This window comes from Azospirillum sp. B21, from assembly GCF_008364825.1.
GTDB lineage: Bacteria > Pseudomonadota > Alphaproteobacteria > Azospirillales > Azospirillaceae > Azospirillum.
In genome coordinates this window covers 68,740-80,586 of sequence record NZ_VTTO01000002.1, presented here as the reverse complement: position 1 = coordinate 80,586, position 11,847 = coordinate 68,740, and the positions used below count along the sequence as shown (strand labels likewise).

Below are 11,847 nucleotides of genomic sequence, written 5' to 3'. Positions count from 1 at the left end.
AATAGGCATTGGACAAGCTGGCTCCGCAGGGCCAGCTTGTTGTTTTTCGGGATGACGGACGAGGGACCAGAGATGAAGCGCGTGACCCTGCCGGACGGCACCGACGTTCCGGCTCTCGGCCAGGGCACCTGGATGATGGCGGAGGGGCGCGGCGACCGTGCCGCGGAGATCGCCGCCATCCGGGCCGGCATCGACCACGGCATGACCCTGATCGACACCGCCGAAATGTATGGCGACGGCGCATCGGAGGAACTGGTGGGCGAGGCGATCGCCGGCCGGCGCGACGGCCTGTTCATCGTCACCAAGGTCCTGCCCAGCAACGCGTCTCGCATCGGCACGGTGAAGGCCTGCGACCGCAGCCTCAAGCGGCTGAAGATCGACCGCATCGACCTCTACCTGCTGCATTGGCGTGGCGGCGTGCCGCTGGAGGAGACGGTCGAGGCGTTCGAGCTGCTGCGCGAGGCCGGCAAGATCGCCCGCTGGGGCGTCTCCAACTTCGACGTGGACGATCTGGAGGAGTTGGGGGAGGTCACCGACCTGCACGGCTGCGCCGCCAATCAGGTGCTCTACAACCCCGAACACCGGGGCATCGAATACGATTTGCTGCCCTTCCAGCACACCGCGCGCATGCCGGTGATGGCCTATTCCCCCATCGGCCAGGGCGGCCGCCTGCTGCGCTCCCCAGCATTGCTGGCGGTGGCGAAGCGGCACAAAGCCACTCCGGCACAGGTGGCGCTGGCCTGGGCGCTGCGCCAGCAGGGCGTGATCGCGATCCCCAAGGCGGGCTCCATGGCGCACGCCATCGAGAATGCCGGGGCCGTGAAGCTGACCTTGACCGGCGAGGACATCGCGGAGATCGACAAGGCCTTCCCGCCGCCGAAGCGCAAGCAGCCGCTGGCGATGATTTGAGGACCGCCGGCCCGAGAATGGCGAAGGCCGCCAACCCGTTCCGGTTGGCGGCCTTCAGAATGGTGGTCCCGACTGGGATTGAACCAGTGACCCCTACGATGTCAACGTAGTGCTCTCCCGCTGAGCTACGAGACCACGGGAACCCAAAACTGTCGCTCCAGTAATGGAGCGGGCGAAGGGATTCGAACCCTCGACCCCAACCTTGGCAAGGTTGTGCTCTACCCCTGAGCTACGCCCGCAAAGTGGCGCGAGTGACGGGACTTGAACCCGCGGCCTCCGGCGTGACAGGCCGGCGCTCTAACCAACTGAGCTACACCCGCGCTGAGGAGCGGCGTCTTTTACAAGACATCACCCCGACAGACAAGACTTAAACTTACCAAACCCTTCAGAAGTGGTGGAGCCAAGGAGGATCGAACTCCTGACCTCTACAATGCCATTGTAGCGCTCTCCCAGCTGAGCTATGGCCCCACTATACTTCTGCTACCCATCACCAACACTGGAAGTGTTGGTGCGCTTGGAGGGACTCGAACCCCCACGGCCTTTCAGCCACTAGGACCTGAACCTAGCGCGTCTACCAATTCCGCCACAAGCGCTTTCCCCGCACCGCGTTGGGCGCCGCGGGGAGCGCCTATGTAGCGGGATGGACCGTGGCCCGCAAGCACAGAATTCACTCTCCGCGAAAATTTTTCCCAAGCCCCTTCCGGCCGGCCCAGACGGCAAGCCCGAGCCCGATCGCGGCACCCGCGGCAACCCCGGCGGCGATGCGCAGCGTGGTGCGGTTCACGTCGCCGAACACCGTCGCGCCGCGCATGACGATCTTCGCCATCGGCTCCGGCCGGTCGGGATCGAGCAGCCGCTCGTCGACCAGCGCCACCTCCGCCTCGCTCAACCGTTCCGGCTCCAGCGGACGGAGCGAGCGGCCGGCGGGGCGAATCAGCCGGTCGACGGTGGCGACCAGCGAACCGGTTCCCTCCTCCGTCCGCTCGACCTCCTCCACCGCCACACCCAGATGTTCCGCCATCAGCTGCGTGCGGACGGAGCGGATGGCGCGGCAGTTCTCCGAATCCTCCTCGTGCTCGCCGGGCGGACAGTCGATGGCGAGGTCGCATTCGGTGTCCAGCCCCAGGGACCGGTTGTTGATGTTGGACGATCCCACCCGCAGGAACCGGTCATCCACCACCAGCACCTTGGCATGGACATAGATGCCCTGTCCGCCCTCGGTCACCGGGGCCAGGATGCGGAAGCGCCCATGGGGATCGGCCTCTCGCGTGCGCTGGACGAGCAGCGAGCGGGCGCTGCCCATCGCCTCCTCCTCCACCCAGCCGGGGGTGCGTTCCGGGTTGACGACCACCACCTCGGGCCCGTCCGGCTCCGACAGACGGGCGGCGATGGCGGCGACGATCCGTTGCGAGGCGAAATACTGGCTTTCCAGATAGATGAACCGCCGTGCCGCGGCGATGGCGGCCAGATACAGCGCCTCGATCTCGCGCACGCCGCGCTTGCCGGTCTTCTGCCGGTCCTCATCATCCGCCATCGGGTCGGTGCGGGCGATGGCGACGGGGATGTCGCGGAAGTCGGGCTCCAGGTCCTCCGGCCAATGGGCTTCGGTCAGCGGCGGCGGGAGCAGCGCGTCGCCGGTCGCCCGGCGCCAACGCTCCCGCGCCAGCTCGCCCAGCGCCCGCGCCGCCTCGCCGTCGACGGCCGTGGTCACATCGTGGAAGGGGCCATAGGCTATGCCGCTGGGCCGCACCCGGCGGGGATCGTCGTCGCGGTGCTCGGGAGTGTCCCAACGGTCGGTGGTCATGTCGATGCCGCCGCAAAACGCCAGCGCATCGTCGATGATGGCGATCTTCTGGTGGTGGCAGGCGCCGGGCGGATGGGCGGAATCCAGGCGGAAGCGCAGGCGCCGGCTGCTCATCCAGTCCAGCAGGACCAGCGGTGTCCGGCCACGGAACGGCATCTTCAGGACCGCCAGATCCCATTTCAGCACGTTGATGGTCAGTTCCGGCCGCACCCGGACGATCCAGGACAGGAAGTCGCCCAGCTCGTTGGGCACGCCCGGCATCGGGTCTTCCGGCTCCAGCTTGATCCGGGTGTCGAAATCCCAGCCGATCAGCATCACCGTGTGGCGGGCATTGAGGATGGCCTCCTTGATCCTGGCGAAATAGGCGGCGGCGTCGATGATGACGGCCATCCGGTCCGCCTTCGCCACGCGCCAGCAGGTCCGGCCGGGGACCAGGATCGGCCCCGCCGGAATTTGGCCGGTCGGATAAACGGGGCTTGGGCGGGCGGCGTCCGGCGTCGCGGCCATGTCGACCTTTCCTTCCGGCATGATGGGGTTTGGCAATGGCAGCAGCGGAACCGCTGCCGTGCCTTCGATGAACCCCGCAAACCGGTGGACGGTTCCCCGCTTTCCGCTCAGCCCGCCCGGAATCGCAGCTGCATGAGGTGCCGGTATGTCCCGCCGGGGTCCAGCCGCGCCGAAGGGAAATGGCCGATGTTCGGGCTGCCGGGAAAACGCTGGCTTTCCAGCGCCAGCCCGGCGAAGCGGCGATAGCGCTGTCCGCCCTTGCCCACCACCTGCTCGGTGAGATAACCGCCAGTATAGACCTGCAAGCCCGGCTGGTCGGTCGCCAGTTCCATCCGCCGGCCCGATGCCGGGTGCTCCAGAACCGCCACCGGGCGCAGCTCCCCCGCCGGCCCCTCCAGGCACCAGTTGTGGTCGAAGCCGAGGCCGCCGACCGCCTCCAGAGCCTCGCCGAGCGCCACGCCTTCGCGCAGGTCGAAGGGGGTGCCGTCCACAGGCCGCACCTCCCCCGTCGGGATCAGGTCGGCGCCGACCGGCGTGGTGAAGCCGCCGCGCACCGCCAGCCGGTGGTCGCGCAGGTCGCCGGAAGCATGCCCTCCAAGATTCCAATAGCTGTGATGGACGAGGTTGACGATGGTCTGCCGGTCGGTCGTCGCTGTCATGCGGATGTCCAGCACGCCGTCGTCGGTCAGCCGGTAACGCGTCGTCGCCGTCAGCGTGCCGGGATAGCCCTGGTCGCCGTCCGGCGATTGATGCGTGAAGGTGACGGCGTTCTCCGCCTCATCAACTGTCGCATCCCAGATCCGCCGGTCGAAGCCCTCCGGCCCGCCATGCAGCTGGTTCGGCGGCTCGTTGACGGCCAGTTCGTGGCGCACGCCGTCCAGCGTGAAGGCCGCCCCGCCGATGCGATTGCCGTAGCGGCCGCAGGTGGCACCGAAATAGGCGTCGCTCGCCAGATAGTCGGCCAGCCGGTCGAAGCCCAGCACCACGTCGGCGGGCGTTCCATCACGGTCGGGCACCGTCATCCGCACCAGTCGGGCGCCATGGGCGACCAGCGTCGCCTCCAGCCCTCCGGCGGAGAGGGTGAAGCCCTCCACCGGACGGCCATCCACCGTATCGAACAGGAAACTCTCGATGGGCATCACGCCTCCGCCGGTTCGCCGCCGCGGCCGGCCCAGACCGTCAGCAGACCCTTCTGCAACAGGATGAAGACGAACAACAGCACGCCGATGGCGATCTTGGTCCACCAGCTGCTGAGCGTGCCGTCGAAGGTGATGTAGGTCTGGATCAGCCCCTGGATCAGCACGCCGACGAAGGTGCCGACGACATATCCGTAGCCGCCGGTCAGCTGGGTGCCGCCGATCACCACCGCGGTGATGGTGTCCAGCTCCACCCCCGTCGCCGCCAGCGAATAGCCGGCGCCGGTGTAGAGCGAGAAGACGATCCCCGCCAGCCCGGCCAGCAGACCCGACAGCCCATAGACGGCCACCGTCGTCCGCCCCACCGGCACGCCCATCAGCTCCGCCGACTGCCGGTTGCCGCCCAGCGCATAGAGGTTGGCGCCGAAGCGCGTCCAATGCGCCAGCACCACGGCGGCCAGCACCACCCCCAGCATCAGCAGTGCCGGCAGGCTCAGCTTCAGCCCGAAGTCGAAGCGCAGCGCCATGTCGTTCAGCTCGCCGTAGAGCGGGTGGTTGATCGGGATCGAGTCGGTGGTCAGGACGAAGCCCAGGCCGCGGGCGATGAACATGCCGGCCAGCGTGACGATGAAGGGCGGCATCCGGAAGACATGGATCACCCCGCCCATCGCCGCCCCGAAGGCACCGGCGACAACCAGCGCGACGGCGAAGGCAGGGACGGGGTGCCAGCCGCCATGCTCGATCAGCACGGCCAGCAGCACGGTGGTGAAGCCGATCACCGCCCCCACCGACAGGTCGATCCCGCCCGACAGGATGACGAAGGTCATGCCGACCGCGGTGATGCCGAGAAAGGCGTTGTCGGTCAGCAGGTTGCCCACCACCCGCCAGGAGGCGAAGTTGGGGAACTGCGCCGCGCAGATCAGGAATCCGACCACCAGCACGGCGGTGGTGACGATCAGCGGAAGGAACCGCTGGAGTGCTCCGGTCATGGTTTCGCCCCTCCGCTCTTCGGCGCAACAGGCGGCGGCGCAACCGGCGGCTTGACCGCGCCCATCGGCCGCGCACCCTTCGGGCGCGGCAGGAACAGGGTCAGCGTCGGCGATTGCAGCAGCAGGACGACCATCAGGACGCCCGCCTTGACGATCAGGTTGAATTCCGGCTTGAAGCCGCTCAGCAGGATGCCGGTGTTCATCGCCTGGATGATCAGCGCCCCCACCACCGACAGCACCAGCCCGAAGCGCCCGCCCAGCAGCGAGGTGCCGCCGACCACCACCGCCAGGATGGCGTCCAACTCCAGCCACAGCCCGGCATTGTTGGCGTCGGCGCCGCGGATGTCGGCGGTGACGATCAGCCCGGCCACCGCCGCGCACAGCCCGCACCAGACATAGACGGCGACCAGCACCACCGGTGTGTTGACGCCGGCCCCCGCGCTGGACAGCCGGTTGATGCCGACCGCCTCGATCATCAGCCCCAATGCGGTCGCCCGCACCAGCAGAGCCGTCACCGCCAGAACAAGGATGGTGAGCACCACCGGCATCGGCACGGTCAGGAAGGACCCGCCACCGATGAAGGCCAAAGCCGGGCTGGTGAAGGTGACGATCTGCCCCTCGGTGATCAGCTGGGCGATGCCGCGGCCGGCGACCATCAGGATCAGGGTGGCGATGATCGGCTGGATGCGCAGAACCGCCACCAGCAGCCCGTTCCACAGCCCGCACAGCAGCCCGGCGGCCAGCGACGCCGCCAGCACCGCCGGCAGGCCCCAGCCGGCTCCGGTCATGGTGGCGGCGACCGCGCCGGAAATCGCCATGACGGCGCCGACCGACAAGTCGACGCCGCGGGTGGCGATGACCATCGTCATGCCGATGGCAAGCAGCGCCACCGGCGCGCCGCGGTTCAGCACGTCGATCAGGCTGCCGAACAGCCGGCCGTCCTGCAGGCGGATTGCGAAGAAGTCGGGGAACAGCAGCCAGTTGGCCAACAGCACGACGAGCAGCGCGCCATACTGCGGCAGGTTGCGCGATGGACCGGGAGCGGACAGCATCATTGCCGCACCTCCGTATTCGGCGTCTCCGATGCGATGGCGGCGACGATGCGCTCCACGCTGACCTCCCCTCCCCTCAGTTCCGCCACATGGCGGCGGTCGCGCAGCACGACGACGCGGCGGCTGTAGGCGACGATCTCCTCCAACTCCGACGACACCACCAGCAGCGCCATGCCGTCGGCGCACAGCCGCTCGATCAGCCGGATGATCTCGGCATGGGCGCCGACATCGATGCCGCGCGTCGGCTCGTCGAGGATCAGCAGGCGCGGTTCGGTCGCAAGCCAGCGCGCCAGCAACGCCTTCTGCTGGTTGCCGCCGGACAGCAGCTGGATCGGCCGTTCGGCGTCCGGCGTGCGGATGTCGAGCAGGCGGATGAAGCGGTCGGCGATCTCCTCCTGCCGGCGGCGCGGGATCGGCTTCAGCCAGCCCTGCCGCGCCTGGAGCGCCAGGATGATGTTCTCGCGCACCGACAGCTCGCCGACGATCCCTTCCTTCTTGCGGTCCTCCGGACAGAAGCCGAAGCCGAGCCGCACGGCGTCGCGCGGCCCCTTCAGCCGCACCGGACGGCCGTCCACCGTCGCCTCGCCCTGGTCGGCGCGGTCCATGCCGAAGACGAGCCGCACCGTCTCGGTCCGGCCGGAGCCCAGCAATCCTGCCAGCGCCACCACTTCACCGGGGCGGATTTCGAGGTCGAAGGGCGCGACGCTGCGCGACTTGCCGAATCCCTTGAAGCTGGCCAGCGGCGGGCGGCTGTCCACCTCCGCCGGGCCGATGTCGATGCGGTGCGCCGCCGCCTCCAACTCCCGCCCCAGCATCATGGCGACAAGGTCGAAGCGCGGCAGCTCGTCCGTGCGCCGCTCGCCCACCAGCCGGCCGTTGCGCAGCACGGTGATGCTGTCGCAGACCTCATAGACCTGATCGAGGAAATGGGTGACGAAGACGATGCCGATCCCGCGCGACCGCAGGGTGCGCATCACCTTGAACAGCACCGCCACCTCCTGCGCGTCGAGGCTGGCGGTCGGCTCGTCGAGGATCAGCACCTTGGCCGACATGTCCACCGCGCGGGCGATGGCGACGATCTGCTGCGTCGCGACCGAGAAGCGCCCCAGCGGGGCCGTGACGTCGATCGACAGGCCGTAGGGCATCAGAATGGCACGCGCCCGCCGCCGCATGGCGCCGCGGTCGACCAGCCCCCAGCGCATCGGCTGGCGCCCCAGGAACAGGTTCTCCGCCACCGACAGGTTGGGCAGCAGGTTCACCTCCTGATAGACGGTGCCGATGTGCAGGCGCTGCGCCTCTTCCACCCCGCGGGGCGCGATCTCCCGCCCCTCCAGCGCCACGGTGCCGCCGTCGCGCTGGTAGACGCCGGTCAGCGTCTTGATGAGGGTCGATTTGCCGGCGCCGTTCTCGCCGAGCAGGGCGTGGATCTCGCCATGGCGCAGGGTGAAATCGACGCCGTCGAGCGCCTGGACGCCGAGGAAAGCCTTCGACAGGCCGCGGATCGCCAGCAACGGCGCGGAGGGGGGAGTGGTTGACGCCGTCATGACGGACCTCGGCGGATGCACGATGGAACACTGTGGGGCGTATTCCCTCTCCCCCCTGGGGAGAGGGTTAGGGTGAGGGGGGACGCGCGGCGAGGATTCTCGGGCTGGGCACGCAATGCATCCCCCTCACCCCGACCCTCTCCCCGGGGGGGAGAGGGGGATTTCTGCGCCCCCCCCAAACTCCCGATCAGTAGGCGTCCTTGCGGCGCTCATACTCGGCCTTGGCGGTCTCGGGCGTGAACAGGGCCGATTCCGTCTGGATCCACTTCGGCGGCGCCTTGCCGTCCTTCTTGAAGGCGATCAGCGCGTCATAGGCAGGACCGGCCATGTTCGGCGTCAGCTCCACCGTGGCGTTCGCCTCGCCCTCGGCCATCGCCTTGAAGATGTCGGGCACGCCGTCGATGGAGACGACGAGGATGTCCTTGCCCGGCTTCAGCCCGGCCTCCTTGATCGCCTGGATGGCGCCGACGGCCATGTCGTCGTTGTGGGCGTAGACGGCGCAGATGCCCTTGCCGCCGTTTTCCGCCTTGATGAAGCTCTCCATCACCTCCTTGCCCTTGGCGCGAGTGAAATCGCCGGATTGGGTGCGGACGATCTTCATCCCCGGATTCTTGGCGACGATCTCGTCGAAGCCCTTCTTGCGGTTGATGGCGGGGGACGAGCCGACGGTGCCCTGCAGTTCCACCACCGCGCATTTGCCGCCGGTCTGCTTGGCCAACCACTCGCCGGCCACCCGGCCCTCATGCACGGTGTCGGAGGTGACGGCGGTCATGTAGAGGCTGGGGTCCTTGGTCTCGATCTGGCGGTCCAGCAGCACGACCGGGATCTTCGCCTCCTTGGCCTCCTTCAGCACCGAATCCCAGCCCGTCGCCACCACCGGCGCGATGAAGATCGCGTCCACGCCCTGGGCGACGAAGGAGCGCACGGCCTTGATCTGGTTCTCCTGCTTCTGCTGGGCGTCGGAGATCTTCAGGTCGATGCCGCGCTTCTCGGCTTCCGCCTTGGCGGTCTTGGTCTCCGCCGCGCGCCAGCCCGATTCCGATCCGATCTGCGAGAAGCCGACCACCAGCTTCTTGTCGGCGGCCTGCACCGCGCCAAGCCCGATGAAGAGCGCCGCAGCGGCGGTGGCGGCGGAGATCACCCATTTCCTGGACATCTGTTTCACTCCCTGAGGTTTTGTGGCGAGGTTCATGTGCGCCGGTCAGTCCCGGCCAAGCGTCCCGTCGACGCGGCGCCACAGCCCCAGCGGGTTGCCGTCGCGCACCGCCTCCGGCAGCAGGTCGGCGGGGATGTCCTGGTAGCAGACCGGGCGCAGGAAACGGCGGATCGCCAGGGTGCCGACCGAGGTGCTGCGGGCGTCCGAGGTCGCCGGGAAGGGTCCGCCATGCACTATCGCGTGGCAAACCTCCACCCCGGTCGGCCAGCCGTTCGCCAGGATGCGGCCGGCCTTGCGCTCCAGGGTCGGGATCAGCACGGCCACCGCGGCCTTGTCCGCCGCGTCCATCTGGACCGTCGCGGTCAGCTGCCCTTCCAGACGTTCGGCGACGACCTTCATCGTGACGACATCCGGGCAGCGGATCAGCAGCGACGCCGCGCCGAACACCTCCTCCTGCAACTCCGTGTCGGCCAGGAAGGCGTCCGCGGTGGTGGTGAAGAAGGCCGCCTGCGCCTGGTTCGGCCCGTTGCAGGCCATGCCGCGCGCCAGAATCGTCACCTCGCCACTGCCGGCCAGCTTGGCGACGCCGGAATCATAGGCGGCGTGGATGCCCGGCGTCAGCATGGTGGACGCCGCACTGCCGCCGATGGCCTCCACCGCCGCCGCGACGAATCGGTCGAGGTCCGGCCCCTCCACGCCCAGCAGGATGCCGGGGTTGGTGCAGAACTGCCCCGCCCCCATGGTCAGCGAGGCGACGAAGCCCTTGCCCAGCGCGTCGGCCCTTGCGGCCAGCGCCGCCGGCATCAGGAAGACCGGGTTGATGCTGCTCATCTCGGCATAGACCGGGATCGGCTCCGCCCGCCTGGACGCCACCTCCATCAGAGCCAGCCCGCCACGGCGGGAGCCGGTGAACCCCACCGCCTTGATGCGCGGATCGGCGACCAGCGCCGTACCGATCTCGTTGCCGGTGCCGAACAGCAGGGAGAACACCCCCTCGGGCAGGCCGCAGGAGGCGACCGCCGCCCGGATGGCGCGGCCGACCAGCTCCGAGGTGCCGGGATGGGCGCCATGGCCCTTGACCACCACCGGACAGCCGGCGGCGAAGGCCGAGGCGGTGTCGCCGCCGGCGACCGAGAAGGCGAGCGGGAAGTTCGACGCGCCGAACACCGCGACCGGTCCCAGCGGGATGTGGCGCTGGCGGATGTCGGGGCGGGGCAGCGGCAGGCGCGCGGGCATGGCCGGGTCGATGCGCGCCTCGATCCAGCTTCCCTCGCGCACCACCTGGGCGAACAGGCGAAGCTGTCCGACGGTGCGGCCGCGCTCGCCCTCCAGCCGGGCACGCGGCAGGCCGCTTTCGGCCATGGCGCGGGTGATCAGGTCGTCGCCGATGTCGAGGATGTTCTGGGCGACCGTTTCCAGGAAGGCCGCGCGCTGGTCCAGGCCGGTCTCGCGGAAGGCGTCGAAGGCGGACCAGGCGAGGGCACAGGCGCGGTCGACGTCCGCCGCGCTGCCACCGCCGAAGGCGGGTTCCAGCGCCTCGCCGCTGGCGGGGTCGACGGCGCGGAATTCGCCCTCGTCACCGCGGTGGGCTTGCGCGCCGATCAGCATCTCGCCGGTGATGGTCATGGTGGGTCTCCGTTGTGGGGGCGTTTTTGCCCCCTCCCTAACCCTCCCCCGCTTCGCGGGAGAGGGAACTGCCGCCGCTTCGGTATTTAAGCCACGCCACCAAGCATCCCGCCCCCTCTCCCGCGAAGCGGGGGAGGGATGGGGAGGGGGCAATCGGCGGCCTGAACTCTCCCGCTACTCACCGCCCCCAACTCAGCACCAGCGGATCGAGCCGCCGCGCCGCATCGAGCAACCCCTCGCGGCTCATCGGGTGCGGGCTGGCCATCGGGTGGCGCATGGCGTCGGATTTGATGACGCCGCCCTCCTTCATCAGGATCTTCGCGGTGGCGATGCCGCACTGCCGGTTCTCGTGGTTGATCAGCGGCAGCCAGCGCCCATAGGCCATCACAGCCGCCTCGCGGTCTCCCGCCAGATACGGATCGATGATCTGCCGGATGCCGTCGGGATAGCCGCCGCCGGTCATCGCCCCCGTCGCCCCGGCGTCGAGGTCGGCCAGCAGCGTGATCGCCTCCTCGCCGTCCCACGGCCCTTCGATGGCGTCGCCGCCCAGTTCGATCAGCGTGCGCAGCTTGGCCGCCGCCTGCGGCACCTCGATCTTGAAGTAGGAGACCTGCGCGATCTCCCGCGCCATCCGCGCCAGCAGCGGGGCCGGCAGCGGGGTGCCGCTGACCGGCGCGTCCTGGATCATGATCGGGATGTCGATGGCGTCCGACACGCGCTGGAAGAACTCGACGATGCCGGCTTCCGGCACACGGATGGTGGCGCCGTGGTAGGGCGGCATCACCATCACCATCGCCGCCCCCAGATCCTGGGCGCGGCGGCTGCGCTCGGCGCAGGCGCGGGTGCTGAAATGGGTGGTGGTGACGATCACCGGCACGCGGCCGGCGACATGGGCCAGCATCGTTTCCATCAGCACCGCGCGCTCGTCGTCGGTCAGCACGAACTGTTCGGAGAAGTTGGCGAGGATGCACAGGCCGGTGGAGCCGGCATCGATCATGAAATCGACGCAGCGCTTCTGGCCGTCGAGGTCCAGCTCCCCCGTTTCGGTGAAAATGGTGGGGACGACGGGGAAGACGCCGCGATAGGGACGGGCGCTGGGCGGCATGGCGGTGAAATCCTTCATC

The 11,847-nt window shown here is 68.9% G+C and carries 9 protein-coding genes and 5 tRNA genes; 1 reads left to right on the top strand and 13 read right to left on the bottom strand.

Annotated features, from left to right (window positions below; translation table 11 throughout):
• Nucleotides 1-72: 72 nt before the first annotated feature.
• Entirely contained in the window at nt 73-909 is an 837-nt protein-coding gene (locus FZ983_RS05180) for an aldo/keto reductase (RefSeq protein ID WP_149222525.1), read from the top strand.
• Between the two features lie 60 nt (nt 910-969).
• On the opposite strand, the gene FZ983_RS05175 is transcribed toward FZ983_RS05180, so the two are convergent.
• The 13 genes from FZ983_RS05175 to FZ983_RS05110 all read right to left on the bottom strand — a co-directional run bounded on the left by FZ983_RS05175 (nt 970) and on the right by FZ983_RS05110 (nt 11,846).
• Nucleotides 970-1,044 (bottom strand) — tRNA-Val (locus FZ983_RS05175).
• A 29-nt stretch (nt 1,045-1,073) separates the two neighbouring features.
• Nucleotides 1,074-1,148 (bottom strand) — tRNA-Gly (locus tag FZ983_RS05170).
• Nucleotides 1,149-1,152: 4 nt separating this feature from the next.
• Nucleotides 1,153-1,229: transfer RNA gene (locus tag FZ983_RS05165), tRNA-Asp, on the bottom strand.
• 72 nt (nt 1,230-1,301) lie between these two features.
• Nucleotides 1,302-1,377: transfer RNA gene (locus tag FZ983_RS05160), tRNA-Ala, on the bottom strand.
• 38 nt (nt 1,378-1,415) lie between these two features.
• Nucleotides 1,416-1,502, bottom strand: a tRNA-Leu gene (locus tag FZ983_RS05155).
• 74 nt (nt 1,503-1,576) lie between these two features.
• Entirely contained in the window at nt 1,577-3,220 is a 1,644-nt protein-coding gene (locus FZ983_RS05150) for a phospholipase D-like domain-containing protein (RefSeq protein WP_149222524.1), read from the bottom strand.
• Between the two features lie 107 nt (nt 3,221-3,327).
• Entirely contained in the window at nt 3,328-4,359 is a 1,032-nt protein-coding gene (locus FZ983_RS05145) for an aldose epimerase family protein (RefSeq protein WP_149222523.1), read from the bottom strand.
• The gene (gene yjfF, locus FZ983_RS05140; RefSeq protein ID WP_149222522.1) at nt 4,359-5,345 is read right to left on the bottom strand and encodes a galactofuranose ABC transporter, permease protein YjfF; all 987 of its coding nucleotides are present in this window, start codon (nt 5,343-5,345) and stop codon (nt 4,359-4,361) included. Before yjfF ends, FZ983_RS05145 begins: the two co-directional genes overlap by 1 nt.
• Entirely contained in the window at nt 5,342-6,400 is a 1,059-nt protein-coding gene (locus FZ983_RS05135; RefSeq protein ID WP_149222521.1) for an ABC transporter permease, read from the bottom strand. Before FZ983_RS05135 ends, yjfF begins: the two co-directional genes overlap by 4 nt.
• Nucleotides 6,397-7,941, bottom strand: a complete 1,545-nt coding sequence (ytfR, locus tag FZ983_RS05130) for a galactofuranose ABC transporter, ATP-binding protein YtfR (protein WP_149222520.1) — start codon at nt 7,939-7,941, stop codon at nt 6,397-6,399. The genes FZ983_RS05135 and ytfR overlap by 4 nt, the downstream gene beginning before the upstream one ends.
• 187 nt (nt 7,942-8,128) lie before the next feature.
• Nucleotides 8,129-9,097 carry a galactofuranose ABC transporter, galactofuranose-binding protein YtfQ gene (gene ytfQ, locus FZ983_RS05120; protein ID WP_149222518.1) on the bottom strand — a complete coding sequence of 323 codons (969 nt, stop codon included), beginning with the start codon at nt 9,095-9,097 and terminating at the stop codon, nt 8,129-8,131.
• 45 nt (nt 9,098-9,142) lie between these two features.
• Nucleotides 9,143-10,723 carry an aldehyde dehydrogenase (NADP(+)) gene (locus FZ983_RS05115; protein WP_149222517.1) on the bottom strand — a complete coding sequence of 527 codons (1,581 nt, stop codon included), beginning with the start codon at nt 10,721-10,723 and terminating at the stop codon, nt 9,143-9,145.
• A gap of 178 nt (nt 10,724-10,901) precedes the next feature.
• On the bottom strand, nt 10,902-11,846 hold the full coding sequence (locus tag FZ983_RS05110; protein WP_247883590.1) for a dihydrodipicolinate synthase family protein: 945 nt from the start codon (nt 11,844-11,846) through the stop codon (nt 10,902-10,904).
• Nucleotide 11,847 lies beyond the last annotated feature (1 nt).